An 18065-nucleotide genomic window follows, 5' to 3' on the forward strand; every position below is an offset into this window, starting at 1 on the left:
TGCGCATGAAAGCACTATAATGCCCGCTGATCACACTAGAGCAAAACGATGTCCGACGTTACCTCTACTGCCCCAGTCAAACCTCGCCGCCTCGCCGAAGCGCTGGTCGAGCGCTTTGCCCAGCGCATCCGCGAAGGCACCCTCAAGCGCGGCGACAAACTCCCCACCGAAGCGCAGATCATGGCCGCCGAAAGCGTCAGCCGGGCCGTGGTGCGCGAAGCCATGTCGCGGATGCAGGCAGCGGGCCTGGTCGAGACCCAGCACGGTGTCGGCACCTTCGTGCTCGACATGCCGGCACCCGAAGGCTTCAACGTCGGGCCGGCGACCATCGCCCTGCTGTCCGATGTCCTCGACCTGCTGGATTTTCGTATCAGCCTGGAAGTGCAGGCCGCGGGCATGGCTGCCGAACGTGCCACACCACAGGCCCTGGCAGAGCTTGAGCAAGCCCTGCAGGAGCTGCTGCAAGGCCCGGAAAAGTCCGGCAGCACCATCAATGCCGACTTTCAGTTCCACCTGAAAATCGCCAAGGCCGCCGCCAACCCCTACCTGATCGACATCATGAAGCACCTGGGCACCAAGCTGATCCCGCGCACCCGGATGAACTCCGCCTACACGGGGCAAAGCAACCGCAGCACCTACCTGGCGGGGATCAACGCCGAACATCAACAGATCTATGACGCGATCGCCAGCCGCCAGGTCGACGCAGCACGCGCGGCGATGTTCCTGCACTTGAGCAACAGCCGCATGCGCCTGCGCGAGGCGCAGCAGCGTCAAGCCTTCTACAGCGAATAACGCCTACTTGGCTTGGGGTGCCGGCACCACATTGTGGAACGCCAGGCCGGTACTGCCGCTCACCTGCCAGGGGTTGCTTGCGTTGGTGTCAGAGAACTGCACCGCGTCGAACCGCGAATCCTTCAGGCCATCGATCCGCGCCACGGCCGGCCCGCTGAACCGCACACGCTCGAACGCCAGCCGGTGGTGAAAAGCCCCGTGCTGGCTGTCGCCCTTGACCTCGATGGCAGCCAGCCGGGCGTTTTCTACCGTGACGTCGCTGACCTGCACGTCTCGGAACTGCCCGGCGATGGTCGACTTCTCATAATCCAGTATGGCGTTGGGGTCGTTGTAATCGAGGGTAAAGATGAACGCCTGTTTAACCGTGTTGCGCAGCGCCGAATCGCGGAAAATCACGTTGCGCGCCCCGCCGCCCATGAAGTTGGTGCTTTTCATGCGCAGGCCGGCATCGGTGCCATCGGACACATTGTCCTCGGCCAGGATGTTCTGGATCCATGCGCCGGTGTGGCTGCCCGCGACGACCATGCCGTGGCCTTTGGCGAAGTAGTTGTTGAAGATCCAGGCGTCTTGCTGGGGCTTCTGCTTCACGGCCTGGGCGCCGGTACCGGCGGCGAAGTTGACGCAGTCGTCGCCGGTGTCGAAGAAATTGTTGAACACCATCGCGCCGCGGCTGTTGGCGAATTCGATGCCGTCCCCGTTGTTGGCGTCGTAGGTCTTGTGCGTGGTGTTGGCCAGCACCACGTTTTCGGTTTCCAGGTTCATGATGCCGTGGTACGCCGGGTTGAGCACGGTGAAGCCACCGTAGAAGACATTCCTCACCTCGCGCAGGGTAATCAGTGAAGAACGCATCTGGCCGTAGGCGTCCTTGACGTTCATGCCTTCGGCCACCGCGCGCTCGACCTGGGCCTTGGCTAGCACGCCGTCGTGCATGTACCGCGTGTTGTCGCTGGCCAGGTAGGCCGGCAAGGCATGGCCATGTTCATCGATCAGGTCGGGGTTACGCTTCCAGCCATTGCCGTCAATTGTGCCCTTGCCGACGATGCGGATGTTCTCGAATGCCTGGTGTTTGCGCGGGTCACGCGGCAAGGCGTTGATCAGCGAAGCCGGGCGCACGGTGGTCGAGTACGGGTACTGGATGTAGCCATCGCGGGGGTAATCCTCGGCACGCGCTGACCCCAGCAGGGTCGCGCCTTCGGCGATCTCCAGGGTCATGTTGCTCTTGAGGTAGAGCGCGCCGCTCTTGTAGATGCCCTTGGGCAGCAGCACTTTGCAACCGGGTGTGCAGGCGTCGATGGCGCGTTGAATACCGGCGGTGTCGAGGGTATACCCGTCGCCCTTGGCGCCGAACTTGCGCACATCGAACAGCGCCGGCACGGCGGTGGTGCGCTGCACGACTACCGGGCTATCGGCTGACTCCTTGCCGTCACGGCCAACCGAACGCACGGTGAAGCGGTATTCGTTGTCGGGCTTGAGGCCCAGTGCAGTGAAGCTGTGGATGGCAATGCGGTGGTGAAAGTTGCGCGTGTCCTGCTGGTAGAAGCGGTCGATGTACGGCTTGGCTGGGGATACCTGGCCATTGTTGGCATTGCTGGACCCGAGCAACTGGCCGTTGGCGTAGACGTGGTAATCGACGATCTCAGCGTGGTGGGCAGGCTTTTCCCAGGCGAGGATGATCTGTTGGTCGTCGTAGGCCAACGTCGGGACCAGGACTTTGCTGGGGGCATCGAGTGCCCACAGTGGAAGGGAGAAGCTCATGGCCAGGGTGGCCAGCAGTGTTCGGTGCATGTCTTTATCTTCCTTGTTTTCACCAGAGGCGGGCCGCTTTGCGGCCCATTCGCCGGCAAGCCGGCTCCCACAGTGAGCGTGCCACCCCTGAGCGACACGGTACCTGTAGGAGCTGGCTTGCCGGCGATGGGCTGCAAAGCAGCCCCCGTTCACTCAGGCCGAAGCTGCCTGAGCACTGAAATCGCGGCTGGCCTGCACCAGCATGCGGGTGTACGCGTGGCTGGCCAGGTCCTGGCTCAGCGCCTGGCTGTCCAGGCGTTCGACGATCCGCCCCTGCTGCATCACCGCGACCTTGTCGCACAGATGGCTGACCACGCCCAGGTCGTGGGTCACCATCAGGTAGGTCAGCTTCTCGCGCTGGCGCAGGTCCGCCAGCAGGTTGAGAATTTCTGCCTGCACCGATACGTCAAGGGCCGAAGTCGGCTCGTCAAGCAACAACACCCGTGGCTGCAGTATCAGCGCCCGGGCAATCGCCACGCGCTGGCGCTGGCCGCCAGACAACTGATGCGGGTAGCGGTAGCGGAAACTGTCGTTGAGGCCGACCTTGACCAGAATGTCGTTAATCCGGTCGTCGCGCTCGCCCATGCCATGGATGGTCAGCGGCTCGCGCAAGGCGGTGTCGATGGTGTGCCGCGGGTGCAACGAGCCATACGGGTCCTGGAAAACCATCTGCACCTTGCGAAAGTGCTCCTTGGGCGGCTTGTGCTGCAGCGCCACGCCGGCAATGCTCAGCGCCCCGCTCCAGTGCCGGTATTGCCCGGCCAGGCAACGCAGCACGGTGGTCTTGCCCGAGCCCGACTCCCCCACCAGGCCGAACGATTCACCGTCTTCAACCGTCAGGTCGACATCGTGCAACACCTGGTTGAGCGCCGGGCCAACGCCGAAACTCAGGTTCAGCGCGTGTGCTTGGATCATGGACATCGTCAGTTACCTCAGCAGGTGAGCCAGAGCGGGTCGCGTTGCAACACCGGCAAGCGCGGGCGGCGGTTGTCCATGCTTGGCAAGGCTGCCAGCAGGCCACGGGTATACGGGTGTTCGGCGTACTGCAGGTCGCAGGCGGCAAGCGACTCGACCACGCGCCCGGCGTACATCACCAGCACCCGGTCGCAGTAGTTGCGCACCAGGTTGAGGTCGTGGCTGACGAAAATCAGCCCCATCTGCTGCTCGACCACCAGCTCTTCGAGCACGTTGAGCACCTGCTGGCGCACCGACACGTCAAGCGCCGAGGTCGGTTCGTCGGCGATGATCACCTCCGGGTTGGTGATCACCATCATGGCGATCATGATGCGCTGGCCCATGCCGCCGCTGACTTCATGCGGGTACAGGTTGTAGACGCGCTTCGGGTCGCGGATATGCACCTTTTCCAGCATCAGCAGTACCCGCTCGCGGGCCTCGCTGCGGCTGGCCTTGTGGTGCGCAAGGTAGGCCTCGGCGATCTGCTCGCCGACCTTGACCACCGGGTTGAGCGAGTACTTGGGGTCTTGCATGATCATCGAAATGCGTTGGCCGCGGATCTTCTGCATGGCCTTTTCGCTGGCGCTGAGCAAATCGACTTCGCCGAACTGCAGGGCCTTGGCGGTGATCTGCGTGCTGGCCGGGTGCAACTTGAGCAGGCTGCGCCCGACCGTGGACTTGCCCGAGCCGGACTCACCAACGATGGCAAGTTTCTCGCGGCCCAGGGTGAACGAGACATCGCGCACCGCGTGCATTTCTTTCTTGCCATTGACGAAGCGCACGTTGAGCGAATCGACATTGAGTTTGAGCGTCGACATGTAACCTCCAGTTATTCGCTACGCGGATCGAGAATGTCCCGCAGGCCATCGCCCAGCAGGTTGAACGCCAGGCTCACCAGCATGATGGCCGCACCGGGCACGGCGACCAGCCACCAGCATTCGAGCATGTAGCGCCGGCCAGTGGAGATCATCGCGCCCCACTCCGGCAGCGGCGCCTGCGCGCCCAGGCCGAGAAAACCCAAGGCCGCGGCGGTGAGGATGATGCCGGCCATGTTCATGGTCAGGCGAATGATCACCGACGACAGGCACATCGGCACGATGTGGCGCAGGATGATCCGCGTCGACGAGGCGCCCAGCAGCTCGACCGCCACGACAAAGTCGGCCTTGCGCAGCGACAGCGTTTCGGCCCGTGCCAGGCGTGCGATCGGTGGCCATGAAGTCAGTGCAATGGCCACTACCGCATGCTCAAGGCCAGGGCCCAGTGCGGCGATGAACGCCAGCGCCAGGACCAGGCTGGGGAACGAGATGAAGATGTCGGTGATGCGCATGAACACGCTGTCGACAAGGCCACCGTAGTAGCCGGACACAGTGCCGATGAACAACCCGATCGGGCCGACGATGACGGTCACCAGGGTAATGATGTAGAGGGTGATGCGCGAGCCATAGACCAGCCGGCTGAAGATGTCGCGGCCGTATTCATCGGTGCCGAACCAATGCGCGGCACCGGGTGCCTGCAAGGCGTTGGCAAGGTTTTGCACGACCGGGTCGTGGGTGGCGATCCACGGCGCAAAGGCGGCTACCACCACCAGCAGCAAGGCCACCAGCAGGCCGGCCAGGGTCATGGGGTTGCGCAACAGGTGGCGCAGTACCCGCAGGCTGCTTTTGTACAGCGCATCGACGCTTGAAGCAGGCGAACGGTCGGCCTGCGGCTTGGCGCTTGAACCGGTAGAAGAAATGTTGGCAATCATCGGCATGCTCTCGAAGTGAAAGGTTCAACGTTGCTTGTAGACGCCCAGGTAGCGGGTCGCCTCGGCGTCATCACCGGTAAAACCGCGGACATCCAATGCGCTGACGGCGGTGTCGGTCATCTGCGAGATCATCATGATCGGCCCGGCCTGTTCGTCGTAGCGCTGCTGCGCCTGGTGGTACAGGTTCAGCCGCGCGGTCGCGTCGCGCTCGACCCCGGCCCGGTCGATCAGCGCGTTGAGCTGCTGGTCGAAGAACGACGCCCGCCAGCCCTGGAAGTTAGGCAGGCCGGCGCTGTCGCTGTTGTCCGGGTTGTAGGCAAAGGTGCGCAGGCTGAAGTACGGGTGCGGGTAACGCTCGGCGCCGCGGGCCACGATCATCTCGAAGTTGCGCGCGCGCATGGCGCCATACACCTGGTTGCCGGTGCCGGTGACGATGTTGGCGGTGATGCCGCCTTCGGCCAGGGTAGCCTGCATGCGCGCGGCAATGTCGATGAATGGCGGCTCGGACAGCGTGCGAATGGTGGTGCTGAAACCGTGCGGGTAACCGGCCTCGGTCAGCAGCGCCTTGGCCTTGGCCACGTCGAGTTTGTAGCCTGGGTCTGGCAGGCGGGCCTGCAGCCCCAGTTGCATCGGCTGCTGGTTGAGCATGCCGTAATGCGGCATCACCTGCTGGTCGATGCCCTGGTAGTCGATCAGGTTGCGCACCGCCTCGCGTACCTTGCGGTTGGCAAACTCGGGCTGCTTCATGCTCATTGCCACGTAGTACATGGTGCCGCGTTGCAGCGGCTGCACCTGCAGCGTGGCGGCGCTCTCGATGGCCTTGATGTCGGGCGCGGCCATGCCGTACGCCAGGTCGAGGTCACCGCGCTCGAGCATCAGGCGCAATGATTGCGACTCGGTCATGTGCCGCACCAGCACCCGCTTCATCCTCGCCGGCCCACCCCAATAGCCATCGAAACGGGTCATCACCAAGGTGTCGTTGGCGGTCCATTTGGCCAATGTGAAAGGCCCGCTGCCCGCTTCGTTGGTGACCAGCCAGGCAGCCCCGAGGTCACCATTCTTCTCATGCTTCAACACCGCCAGGCGGTCGACCACCACCGCACTGGGCGAAGTGGCCAGCGAGTCGATCAGCAGCAGAGGGTCTGCCGGTTGCGGCAGGTCGACCACCAGGGTGTGCGCGTCAGTGGCGCGGATCAGCCCCTGGATGTTCTCGGCGGTGTACCCGTAGGCCTTCCAGGTGGTGGCCAGGCCATAGTTGAGTTTCATCACGCGGTACAGCGACCAGGCGACGTCTTCTGCCGTCAGCGGGTTACCGGAGTGAAACTTGACGTCGCTGCGCAAGTGAAAGGTGACCTGCCTGCCGTCGTCGCTGATGGCCCAGCGCTCGGCCAGTTGTGGCAGGTGTTGCTCCGGGTTGCCCTGGTCGCGCTTGACCAGTGTGTCGTAGAGGTTGGCATTGACCCCGGAGGCGTCCAGGCCAGGGGCGTTTGCCGGGTCGATGGAAAACAGGTTGACCATGCTCATGCCGACGATCAGCTGGTCGGCAGGGGTCTTGGCCTGCACCGCGGCCATCGGCGTCAGCGCCAAGGCCACAGCCAGCAGGCGCAGGTGCAGGTGCAGTGGGGAACGTAGAGTCTTCATTGAGCGTCCTTCTTTTTATAATTGTTCACGCCAACCCCGCAGGGCTCAGCGGGTCCTTGGGTCGAACACCTTGTACAGGGCATCGCTGATCAGGTTGAGGGCGACGAAAATCAGGCCGATCACCAGCACGCAGCCCATCACCGCGTTCATGTCACCGAGCATCAGGCTGCTGGTGAGGTACTGGCCGAAGCCGGGCCAGGCGAACACGGTTTCGATCAACACCGCACCTTCGAGCAGTGAGCCGTAGGCCAGGGCCACCACCGTCAGCAATTGCACGAGGATGTTGCGAAACGCATGGCCCCAGACCACCTGGCGCCGCGACAGGCCCTTGACCCGCGCGGTGATGATGTACTCCTGGGACAACTGCTCGAGCATGAAGCTGCGGGTCATGCGGCTGATATAGGCCACCGAGTTCAGGCCGAGAATCAGCCCAGGCAGGATGATATGGCGCACGGCGCTGCTGAAGGCTTCCCAGTCACCGGCCAGGGCCGTGTCGATCAGCAGCAGGCCGGTGACGTCCGGCACCATACCGTCGTAGGCCAGGTCGATGCGCCCTGCCCCGCCCGCCCAGCCGAGCCAGGCGTAGAACACCAGCAGGCCCATCATGCCGACCCAGAAAATCGGTGTGGAATAGCCGAACAGGGTAATGACCCGCGCCACATGGTCGCCCACCCGGCCCTGGTTGCTGGCAGCGACCACGCCCAGCGGCAAGCCGATGAGGATGCCGAACAGGATCGCCAGCGTGGCCAGTTCGATGGTCGCCGGGAACACGCGCCGGATGTCTTCAAGCACCGGGTGGCCGGTGAGCAGCGCGTTGCCGAAATCACCGTGCAGCAAGTCGCTCAGGTAAAGCCCGAACTGGGTCCAGATCGGCTGGTCCAGGCCCATCGCCCGGTACACCTGGTCGTAGGTGGAGCTGTCGGCGTCCGGCCCGACCACGGCCAGCACCGGGTCCAGCGGCATCACCCGGCCAATGAAAAAGGTCAGCGCCAGCAGGCCGAGCAAGGTCACCAGCACCGTGCTGGCGCGGCGGGCGGTAGCGGACACACGGGTGCCCATCACAGAGGCAGTCGAAAGCAACATAACAGGCTCCTGAAAAAACGTTCAGCAAACACCGTGGCGTGCGGGGCGCGCACGCCCCTGGCCCGCTCATCGCGACTTGTAGACGTCTTTGTAACGGGTGGTGGCCGCGCTGTGGGCCTGATAGTTCTGCACATCGTGGTAGAGCACCACGGTGTCGGTCATCTGCGAGATCGGCAAGATCGCCCCCACCTGCGCATCCAGGGTTTGCTGGATCTGCTGGTACTGGGCTTGCTGGCGGGTCTTGTCGGGCTCGACTTCGGCCTGTTCGATCAGGCTGTTCAGCTCCGGGCTGTAGAACGAGGTGCGCCAGCCCTGGAAGTTGCTCAGCTTGGCTTCATCGCGGTTGTCGGGGTTGTACACCAGGGTGCGCAGGCTGGAATGCGGGTGGCGTTCGGCGCCGCCACCGCCACGCCCGACCAGGATGTCGAAGCTGCGTTCACGCATGGCGCCGTAAATCTGGTTGCCGGTGCCGGTCACGATGGTGGCCTGGATGCCGGCCTGGGCCAGGGTCGCCTGCAGGCTGGAGGCGATGTTGATGAACGGCGGCTCGGTGAGCACGCGGATGGTGGTTTTGAAGCCGTCGGGGTAACCCGCGTCGGCAAGCAGCTTTTTCGCCTCGGCCACGTTCAGCCTGTAGCCCGGGTCATCCAGGCGCGCCGGCAAGCCCAGCGGCAGCGGGCGCTGGTTGAGCTGGCCGTAGTGCGGCATGACGGTCTGGTCGATGCCTTGATAATCGATCAGCGACCGGACGGCCTGGCGCACGCGGGCGTCGTCGTAAGGCTTGTTCTTGACGCTCAGCGCCACGTAGTAGAGGGTGCCGCGCTGCACCGTCTGGGTACGCACCCGGTCGGACTTTTCCAGCGCCTCGATGTCGGGCGCGGACATGCCCTTGGCCAGGTCCAGGTCGCCGCGCTCGACCATCAGGCGTAACGACTGCGACTCGGTCATGTTGCGCATGACCACCCGCTTGAGCTTGGCCGGGCCGCCCCAGTAGCCATCGAAGCGGCTCATCAGGATCACGTCGTTGGCGCGCCAGTCATTGAGGATGTAAGGGCCACTGCCGGCCGCATGGGTGGTCAGCCAGGCGCCGCCCATGTCATTGCCCTTCTGGTGTTGCTGGACCACCTTACGGTCGAGGATGAAGGCGCTTGGCGAAGTCGCCAGGGTGTTGAGCACCAGCATCGGGTCGGTCGGGCGCGGCAGTTCGACCACGAAGGTGTGTTCATCGACCGCGCGCATGTGCTGGTCGACGTTGCCGGCAGTGAACCCGTAAGCCTTCCAGGTCGAAGCCAGGGCCAGGTTGAGCTTGAGCACGCGCTGCAGCGACCAGGCGACGTCCTCAGCGCTCAACGCGTTGCCGGACTGGAACTTGACGCCCTGGCGCAGGTTGAACGTAAGGGTCTTGCGGTCATCGCTGACCTGCCAGCGCTCGGCCAGCGCCGGGACCAGTTGGTCGGGGTTGTTCGCATCCTGCACCAGCAGCATGTCATAGAGGTTGGCGTTGACCTCGGATACGTCCAGCCCGGTGGCAGCGGCCGGGTCGAGCGACAGCAGGTTGATCATGCTCATGCCGACGATCAACTGGTCGGCAGGTGTTTTGGCGAAAGCAGCGGGCACTGAGGTCATTGCCAGCGACGCTGCCAGGACCCCCGCCCAGAATTTGGGGAGAACGCTCATGTGAGATTGCCTTTTTATAGTTATTGGACTCTCGGGCGGCACGCTGTGGCGCGTGCCGCCATGCACGCATCAGAAGCTGCGCAGCGTGTTGGTTTCGACGTAGTCGAAGTCGATTTCCTCGCCCAGGCCTGGCAGGTCGGACAGGTGCACGAAGCCGTCTTCGTCCATCGGGTCGACCAGGCGTTTGAGGTAGGCCGGCACCTCGTCGTAGTTGAGGAAGGGGTGCAGCAGGCCGCGTTCGTACCAGCTGCAGTTCTTGATCGCACCCACCACCGCCAAGTTGGCCGCGCCGTTGCCATGGATCTCGCAATCCATGCCGAATGACTCGGCCATGTGCGCCACCTTCAAGCACGGTGCGATGCCACCCACGCCAGCGACGCCGGCCCGCAGGATGTCACAGACATCGTGCTTCACCCAGCTGGCCCGGCTCAGGTGCTTGCCACCCAGGCTTTCCGGGCCCAGCACCGGGATGTCCAGCTGGCCGGCCAACCAGGCGTAGGATTCTGCAGAGTCCTCCATCATCGGCTCCTCGAACCAGGCGAAGTCGAGCTTCTCCAGGGCGCGGCCGATGGTCAGAGCCTCGGTGCGGCTGTACCAGTGGTAGCCGTCGATCATCAGTGCGATGTCCGGGCCTACGGCTTCACGTACCGCGGCGCATGCCTTGATATCCATGCTTACGCTGGGGGCAAACGAGACCGGTGGCATCCAGGTGTGCAACTTGATGGCTTTGTAGCCGCGCTTGACCAGGGTCTCGGCAAAGCGGCCGTACTCTTCAGGGGTAGACAACCCGCCGGCAAGCTCATCACCACACATGGTCGAGCCGTAGGCAGGCACCTTGTCGCGGTAGCCACCAATCAGCTTGTGTACCGGCAGGTTCAGCTTGCGCCCGGCCCAGTCCCACAGCGCTTGCTCGACCAGCGCCAGGGCGCGGTCGGTCAACTGGCTGGCGCTGCCGCGCTGCCAGTGCGCGAGGTCGTGCCAGATCTTTTCGCGGTCGAAGGCGTTGGCGCCCACCAGCACTTTGCGCACAAAACCGTCGAGCACATACGGGCGGATCAATTCAGGGGCGCCCAGGGCATACCCTTCGCTGCCGCATTCGGTGCGGATGCGCAGCAAGGCCATCTGGGCCTGGGTCACGTCGCCTGGGTGGGCATGGCCTGCGCTGTCGACGGCGCGGCGGGTGGGATAGGAAAAAACCTGGACGTTTACGGCGGTGATGATCATGGACGTCTGAGCCTTCTTATTGGATTTGTGGCGGGTGAGTCACGCTCTGGCAGCGATCCTACGTCATCATACAACTTTTGAAAAGCACACTTCGAAAACTTTCGCAAAGTGCCAGATCGGTTCACATTTTTGGCCACGCCCTCCCCTCCACGTATAGACAATACGGCCTATAGAGCTCTAGAACAGCGCTCCAAAGCCTGCCTTCCAAGGTCATCCGACAACATCTGAATAAATCGTAGACAACCCTGAAGTCGTACGATAACTTACGCAAAAATTGCCTTGGAGCCCTGCCCTCGACCAACCCGCCACTGACGCCTCACCTCATAACGACCTCGACAAAAACAACAAAAGAAGATCGCATGAACACCACATTCCGCCTGCTCGTTGCTGTCAGTACCCTCGGCCTGTCGTTCCATGCCTGCGCAGACTCGGCCAGCATCAACTACCGCCACGGCTACACCGAAGACGACAGCATCCACTCCGACCGGATCAAGCTCAGTTACAGGAAGGACAGCGGCCTGGGTTTCGCCGCCGAGATCAAATACAAGACCGCTGGCGATCGCGAAGACGTCGCCTACGACAACATGGTCAACAACGGTCACGAGTTCACCATCGACTACAACTACAAGCTCAGCGCCCAATCGACCCTGACGCCCGCGTTCCAGATGGACAGCTCCAAGGACTCCACCACCTACAAGTTCGGCCTCAAGTACAGCTACAAGGTCTCCGACACCTGGTACGTCGCCGGCCGCGTGCGCCAGGATGCGCGCAGCCTGGACCGCGACCAGGTCGACCATGACTGGCCCGACCGTGCCAAGGACAACCAGAACACCACACGCCTTGAAGGCTGGCTGGGCTACACGCCCAAAGGCCCCTGGGCGTTCGAGTACCAGTACATCCACTTCCAGACCGACTACATCCGCTACGACAACAAGAAGAGCGACTACGAACAGAACCTGATCATCAAGTACAAGCTCGACAAGCAGTGGGCGCCGTTCATGGAGGTGGGGGACATCAAGGTCAATGCCTACACCGACGACCGCCAGGCCCGCTGGCGTGTGGGGATCCAGTACAACTTCCTGTAAACCCTGGCCCGGGCAGTCAGCGGATTGCCCCGCGGCAGAACCACGTCATTTACCAACCCTCGACAACAGGCGCCCGCCATGACCACACCCTTGAGCAAACCCTTCAATCGCATCCTGCTGACCGGCGCCGCCGGCGGCCTTGGGCTGATCCTGCGCGAAGCCTTGCAAGCCCATGCACAGGTAGTGCGCGCCTCGGACATCAGCGCCATGGCGCCTGCGGCCGGCGCGCATGAAGAAGTGATCAGTTGCAACCTTGCCGACAAGGCCGCAGTCCTGGCACTGGCCCAGGACGTGGATGCGATCGTGCACATGGGCGGGATCTCCACCGAACGGGCCTTCGAGGAAATTCTCGACGCCAACATCCGCGGTACCTTTCATGTCTATGAGGCTGCGCGCAAACACGGCATCAAGCGGGTGGTGTTCGCCAGTTCCAACCATGTCACCGGCTTCTATCCGCAGGACCAGCAGCTGGATGCACACACCCCGCGCCGCCCGGACTGCTATTACGGGCTGTCCAAGTCGTATGGCGAAGACCTCGCGACCTTCTACTACCACCGCTATGGCATCGAAACCGTAAGCCTGCGCATCGGCTCGTCATTCCCCGAGCCACGCAACCTGCGCATGTTGTCGACCTGGCTGAGCTACCCCGACCTCGTGTACCTGCTGGAGCGTGCGCTGCTCGCAGAAAACGTCGGCCACACCGTGGTGTATGGCGTTTCGGCCAACCGCGAGCTGTGGTGGGACAACCGCTACGCGGCGCACCTGGGCTTCAACCCGCAAGACAGCTCCGAGCGTTTTCGCCCGCAGATGGAACAACTGCCCAAGCCCGCTTCTGATGACCCCAACGCACGGTTGCAAGGTGGCGCATTTACGGCGGCCGGGCCCTTTGACGACTGAGCCTTGAGCGCGGCGTTCAGACGTGGATGACGAAGATTATCGAGCCAGCTAGACTCCGAGGCAGAATGTGACTGTGAACATATCGTTTGCCTGAAATTCGCCGGTCATGCAGGCAGCCGGTCTTCGATCAACCGGCAGGTACCCATGACTTTGCAACCCCACGTCAACTTGACCAACTGTGACCGTGAGCCGATCCAGATTCCCGGCAGCATCCAGCCGCACGGCTGCCTGCTGGCCTGCAACGCCTCGGCAAGCCTGGTATTGCGCCATTCGGCGAATGCCCCGGGCATGCTGGGCGTGACGGGAGGCATAAACGGGCAACGCCTTGAAGCGATCATCGGTACCGAAGCGGCGCACACCCTGCGCAACTCCCTGGCCCGCGTCAAAGAAGGCTCGCGCCCGGCGTTGTCGTTCGGTGTGGTAAGCGCTTGCGGCCAAGCGTTCGATGTGGCTGCGCATGTGTTCAAAGGCACCGCCATCATCGAGTTCGAGCCCTGCGGTTCGAGCATTGCCGAGCCGATTGAGCTGGTGCGCACGGTGATCGCCCAGTTGCGTGAGATTGACCGCAGCGAAAAGCTGGTTGCCGATACTGCCCGGCGTGTGCGCGCCCTGCTCGGCTATGACCGGGTGATGATTTACCAGCTTGGCGCAGACGGTGCCGGCAAGGTCGTAGCCGAAGCCAAGCGCAGCGGCCTTGAGAGTTTTCTTGGGCAGTACTTCCCGGCCTCGGACATCCCCCAGCAGGCACGCGCGCTGTACCTGCGCAACCCGGTGCGGATCATCTCCGATGCCAAGTTCAAGACTGTCCCCATCGAGCCTGTACTGGACCTGTCTGGCGAGCCGCTCGACCTGTCCTACGCCCACCTGCGCAGCGTTTCGCCGATTCACTGCGAATACCTGACCAACATGGGTGTGGGCGCTTCCATGTCGATCTCGGTGATCGTCGACGGCGCACTGTGGGGGCTGATTGCCTGTCACCACTACGCGCCGCGTGTCCTGAGCATGGGCCAACGGGTTGCCGCAGAAATGTTCGGTGAATTCTTCTCGCTGCAGATCCAGACCCTGCAGGCCAGGCAAACCCTCGAGGCCGCCGCGCATGCCCGGCGGGTGCTCGACAACCTGCTGCACGACGCCCACCGCACGCCGGATATCGACGAGCTGCTGCGCGCCCGCCTGCCAGACTTCGAAGCCTTGATCCCCTGCGACGGCATCGGCATGGTGCTGGAAGGGCAATGGACCGCCGCCGGGCTGACTCCGCCCAGGCACGCCATTCCCGGGTTACTGCGCTTTGCCGAGGGTGTCGCGCAAGGCTGCACTTGGGCATCGAATTGCCTGTCCATGGCCCACCCCGCAGCCGAGGCTTATGCCACCGAGGTTTCCGGGGTGCTGATCATTCCGATGTCGCAGCAGCCCAAAGACTACCTTGTGCTGTTCCGCAAAGAGGTGATCGAGACCCTCGATTGGGCTGGCGACCCGAACAAGACCTATGAAAGCGGCCCGCTGGGTGAGCGCCTGACGCCACGCAAGAGTTTCGCCGTGTGGAAACAGACGGTGCACCACCACTCGCTGCCCTGGTCGGCGCAGGACCGCCAGTTTGGCGAGGCCATTCGCGCAGCGATCGTCGAAGTCGCGCTGCACAACAGTGAACTGCTGGCCGAGGAACGTTCCCGGTCGGACGTGCGCCAGCGCATGCTCAACGAAGAGCTCAACCACCGGGTAAAGAACATTCTTTCGCTGATCGGTGCGCTGGTGGCGCACCCCACAGCGGAAAACCAGACCCTCAGCGGCTACGTGGCCACCCTGAAGGGGCGCATCCAGGCGCTGGCACTGGCACACGACCAAGTGGTGCGCGGTGACGGTGGCGGGCGTTTCTCGGCGCTGCTCGAGGCGGAGCTTTCGCCTTACCGCACCGCAGCCGATGCGCTCGAGTTGCGCGGCCCCAACCTGCTGCTCGATGCCCGTGCCTTTTCGGTACTGGCGCTGGTACTGCACGAGCTGGCCACCAACGCCGCCAAGTACGGCGCGCTGTCGCGGGCAGGCGGCAAGCTTTCGGTCACTTGGGCGATCGATGCGGGCGGCGCCTGCGACATCACCTGGTGCGAGAGCGACGGGCCAACCGTGCGCCCGCCCACCCGCAGCGGCTTCGGCTCGGTGCTGATCGACCGCAGCATCCCATTCGACCTCGGCGGCACCAGCGCCCTGGAATACCGGCCCGAGGGCCTGCTGGGGCGCTTCAGAATTCCCGCCAGGCACCTGACCTTGTTGGAGGATGTCGACACCGAGGTGCCTGCAACGGCGCCGGCTCAGCCGCAGGTAGACTGCGCACGGCTGGCCAACGCCTGCGTGCTGATCCTCGAAGACCAGCTGGTGATCGCCGTGGGCCTGGAGCAGATCCTGGCTGATGCGCAGGTCGAGGATGTCATAACCGCAAGTTCCGAGACCGAGGCAATGAATGTGCTCGCCGGCCGAAAACCGGACGTGGCGGTGCTGGATATCAACCTTGGTGCGGGCACTTCGATTGGTGTGGCCGAAGCGCTCACGCAGCTGAACATCCCGTTCCTGTTCGCCACCGGCTATGGCGACAGCGTGATCATCCCCGCGCATCTGAAGCATGTGCCTGTGGTACGCAAGCCTTACGACGCTGCTTCGATCCTGCTTAACCTGGAACAGTTGCTGGTAGGACAGTAAACGCTGACCCAGCCAGGCGCGCAATGCTGATGCCGCGCCCTGCAGCACGGGTAGCAGCTGTCAGCAAACAGGGGTTGGTGGATGGGCAAAGCCATGGCGGATTTGCTCATGTTTCGGGTAGATATCATTCAACGCCCACCACACCGCATTACGAAAAGGCTGCTCGGGGTCGCAGACGTAGTTCAAGACTGCGCGATCCCAGGTTGCTCTGGCATTGCGCAAATCGTTGATGGCGAGGTAATTCTCAATGTTTTCTCGCGCCTCTTTCACGACCTTGAGATGGTTGTTCACCATGTCAATGCGATGGGCGAGATTGAATACCTCGATGGTCATGTCGCCCTTGTCGTCTTGACCGACAACCGTCCACCTCCAGTTGCGAGGATGCGCAGCAGGGTCAACCAACGCCCATTGCAGGTGATCAAGAGGGTTATCGAGCCGTGGGTTGATCAGTAGCGACGACTCGCCTGAATGATCATAGTGCAGTTGGGGAATAATCGCTGGGCAGGGGGTCGCCGGCGCCAGCATTCGCTGAGCCCCCTGGCGCAGCGGAAATTTATTGCCTTTGCTGCCTGAAAAATTACAGCGATTGCATGAGAAAAACAGATTCTCCCAGGTCCACGTCATCCACCAGTAGTGCGTTGCCGCTTTGTACCAGCGCGTGCCACGCTTGTCCTTGGCACCGCCTTTAGGCCGGAAATGCTCTACAGGACTGTTGATGTCATCTACCACTATTTCGCAAAACGCACATTTTTTATGCTGTAACTTGTACAGGTACGGGCGGGCCACTTGATACCCTTCACCCAGCACCTTTGTGAACGCTTTGGCATTGACCCCGTGGTGATTTATAGCCGTGATGGCAAGTGGAAGGTTAACTGCTCGACTGGCCGTTAGCGCCGCGGGCTCAGTGCCTAAGTAAAGCCTGATCATGACATTTCCTTTACGCGACACTCAGTCCTGGGCAGGTGTTCTCGGCACCGGCGCCGCCAGATGATGCACCCCCGCCTTGATGAGTTGCGCCTTTAGCGCCTGCATCTTCTTATCTTGATGATCATTTCTTAGTGGGTTGTTAGCCAGTGCCGTATAGCTTCTGATCGCTTCGCCATGGACATTCAGCGTTAATCTGTCAAGGCCGAAGTATTCACTGAAAAGCTCGGTCCCCGTCATGAGCCGGGGGTCGGGTTGAGTCGAAAGGTCCTGAGGCTTGTCGACCTCGTCCCAGACGCCCGTCTCAGCATCCGGGGTGATCTGCCTCACATCGCCCGTCTGTGGGTCGGCCTGCACCCTGATAATTTCATCAGGTGCCAGGGTTGCCAGGGCAACCGGGCTGTGTGTCGTGGCGATGAACTGCAACTTGGGAAAGGTGTTGCGCAATGCCGGTATGAGTCGCGCTTGCCATTTGGGGTGAAGGTACAGGTCTATCTCATCAATCAACACCAAACCTTCGAAGTCTTCTGGGCTTTTGTCGGCGTTATCGGCCTCAAGCAGGATATGACCCACAAGATCCGCAATCCAGGCGATGGTGGACTGGTAGCCGTGAGCCAGCGCTACAGCGGGGACCTGGACGATATCTGTACCCATTTTCTGGTGAAAGCGGTTCCTCTCGAGCAGGTCAGCCGCTTTGCTGACCCCGCCTTGGCCACGCATTTCGAGGTTATCGATGTCCTCAGGCAAGATATCCGTATTGATGATGGCTCTTTTCAATATTTTCGAATAGGCCAGGGATTTTTTTGCCGCTGCCCAAAGTGACTGAGGAAGCTGGTACTGGTCAGCGGATAGGCGGAGTCAAACAGAGGCTTCATCCGATCAACTGAAGGCCTGACCAGATCCGGAATACGCCCCGCCTCCGGCAGTACACGCTGAACCCCGTAACCGATGACAAACCAGTTCGCCAGTTCTTTGGACCGCGCATTATCCAACGGGTTGTTCTCAGGCAGCGGGAAGTCTTGCTGATACCCATAACGCGCTTTTGCCAATATCGATGTTTCCTTGTGACGCAAGGTGACTTCCGATACCAGTGTAAAGTCGTCGGACTTGCGGTCATGCAAAGGATGGGCCTTGGGGTTGGAACGCGAGGATGGCGTAAAGCCAAACTCCGCCTCGATCTTCAGCTCGGTCTTTTGCCGGCGACCGACCAAGTGTGCAAACGCGCTTCCCGCCAGGTCATTTACCCGCAAACTCCCGGCCGCGGCAAGAGAAATAGCCTGCAAGATACTGGTTTTGCCTGTGCCATTTTCACCAATCAGGACAGTCCACATACGGGGGGAGCCATCAGACTGAGTGAAATTCAACGACAAGTTTTTCAGCCGCCGCAAGTTCTGCACTTTAAGCTTATGTATATACATGGCACATCCTGTTCTGGCCTTTCGATCGCACGGGACTGCTACATACCCGCCTCGGGTTAAGCGCTGGCGAAAATTGCGCTGCCACGACCGCAAACTGCGTAGCATATCATTACACAGCGGTCTCTCGATGCACGAGCCCGAGTCTGCGCA

General features: G+C 62.1%; 15 protein-coding genes. 4 read left to right on the forward strand and 11 right to left on the reverse strand.

The window, feature by feature from the left end; all coding sequences use genetic code 11:
- Positions 1–48: 48 nt before the first annotated feature.
- Positions 49–792 carry a FadR/GntR family transcriptional regulator gene (locus ACFY68_RS05925; protein WP_387524401.1) on the forward strand — a complete coding sequence of 248 codons (744 nt, stop codon included), beginning with the start codon at positions 49–51 and terminating at the stop codon, positions 790–792.
- 3 nt (positions 793–795) lie between these two features.
- Here ACFY68_RS05925 and ACFY68_RS05930 read toward each other — a convergent pair whose 3' ends face one another.
- From ACFY68_RS05930 to ACFY68_RS05965, 8 genes are all read right to left on the reverse strand, one after another.
- Positions 796–2577 carry a glycosyl hydrolase family 28 protein gene (locus ACFY68_RS05930; RefSeq protein ID WP_387524404.1) on the reverse strand — a complete coding sequence of 594 codons (1782 nt, stop codon included), beginning with the start codon at positions 2575–2577 and terminating at the stop codon, positions 796–798.
- 153 nt (positions 2578–2730) lie between these two features.
- Entirely contained in the window at positions 2731–3498 is a 768-nt protein-coding gene (locus tag ACFY68_RS05935) for an ABC transporter ATP-binding protein (protein ID WP_346613422.1), read from the reverse strand.
- A gap of 11 nt (positions 3499–3509) precedes the next feature.
- Complete coding sequence (locus ACFY68_RS05940; protein WP_387524407.1) at positions 3510–4349, reverse strand: ABC transporter ATP-binding protein; 840 nt, start codon at positions 4347–4349, stop codon at positions 3510–3512.
- 11 nt (positions 4350–4360) lie between these two features.
- A complete protein-coding gene (locus ACFY68_RS05945) occupies positions 4361–5278 on the reverse strand; it encodes an ABC transporter permease (protein ID WP_387524410.1) in 918 nt (305 codons plus the stop codon).
- Positions 5279–5302: 24 nt separating this feature from the next.
- Entirely contained in the window at positions 5303–6919 is a 1617-nt protein-coding gene (locus ACFY68_RS05950; protein ID WP_387524412.1) for an ABC transporter substrate-binding protein, read from the reverse strand.
- 45 nt (positions 6920–6964) lie between these two features.
- Positions 6965–8002, reverse strand: coding sequence for an ABC transporter permease (locus ACFY68_RS05955; protein WP_387524415.1), 1038 nt, complete (start codon positions 8000–8002; stop codon positions 6965–6967).
- Positions 8003–8068: 66 nt separating this feature from the next.
- Positions 8069–9679 carry an ABC transporter substrate-binding protein gene (locus tag ACFY68_RS05960; protein WP_387524417.1) on the reverse strand — a complete coding sequence of 537 codons (1611 nt, stop codon included), beginning with the start codon at positions 9677–9679 and terminating at the stop codon, positions 8069–8071.
- A gap of 69 nt (positions 9680–9748) precedes the next feature.
- Positions 9749–10903: a mandelate racemase family protein gene (locus ACFY68_RS05965; RefSeq protein ID WP_387524420.1), complete on the reverse strand. Its 1155-nt coding sequence runs from the start codon at positions 10901–10903 to the stop codon at positions 9749–9751.
- Between the two features lie 359 nt (positions 10904–11262).
- On the opposite strand from ACFY68_RS05965, the gene ACFY68_RS05970 reads away from it, so the two are divergent.
- The 3 genes from ACFY68_RS05970 (at position 11263) to ACFY68_RS05980 (ending at position 15573) form a co-directional block, all read left to right on the forward strand.
- The gene (locus ACFY68_RS05970; protein WP_387524423.1) at positions 11263–11988 is read left to right on the forward strand and encodes an oligogalacturonate-specific porin KdgM family protein; all 726 of its coding nucleotides are present in this window, start codon (positions 11263–11265) and stop codon (positions 11986–11988) included.
- A 78-nt stretch (positions 11989–12066) separates the two neighbouring features.
- Entirely contained in the window at positions 12067–12885 is an 819-nt protein-coding gene (locus tag ACFY68_RS05975) for an NAD-dependent epimerase/dehydratase family protein (RefSeq protein WP_387524426.1), read from the forward strand.
- A 144-nt stretch (positions 12886–13029) separates the two neighbouring features.
- A complete protein-coding gene (locus ACFY68_RS05980; RefSeq protein ID WP_387524428.1) occupies positions 13030–15573 on the forward strand; it encodes an HWE histidine kinase domain-containing protein in 2544 nt (847 codons plus the stop codon).
- A 60-nt stretch (positions 15574–15633) separates the two neighbouring features.
- On the opposite strand, the gene ACFY68_RS05985 is transcribed toward ACFY68_RS05980, so the two are convergent.
- Genes ACFY68_RS05985 through ACFY68_RS05995 form a run of 3 tightly spaced genes read right to left on the reverse strand, consistent with a single transcriptional unit; the run spans position 15634 to position 17915 of the window.
- Positions 15634–16500, reverse strand: coding sequence for a hypothetical protein (locus tag ACFY68_RS05985; protein WP_387524430.1), 867 nt, complete (start codon positions 16498–16500; stop codon positions 15634–15636).
- Between the two features lie 21 nt (positions 16501–16521).
- Complete coding sequence (locus tag ACFY68_RS05990) at positions 16522–17274, reverse strand: AAA family ATPase (RefSeq protein WP_387524433.1); 753 nt, start codon at positions 17272–17274, stop codon at positions 16522–16524.
- Positions 17271–17915 (reverse strand): AAA family ATPase, encoded by a 645-nt coding sequence (locus tag ACFY68_RS05995; RefSeq protein ID WP_387524436.1) that lies wholly within the window; start codon positions 17913–17915, stop codon positions 17271–17273. The genes ACFY68_RS05990 and ACFY68_RS05995 overlap by 4 nt, the downstream gene beginning before the upstream one ends.
- Positions 17916–18065 lie beyond the last annotated feature (150 nt).

This window comes from Pseudomonas sp. NPDC012596 (assembly GCF_042902325.1).
Taxonomy (GTDB): Bacteria; Pseudomonadota; Gammaproteobacteria; order Pseudomonadales; family Pseudomonadaceae; genus Aquipseudomonas.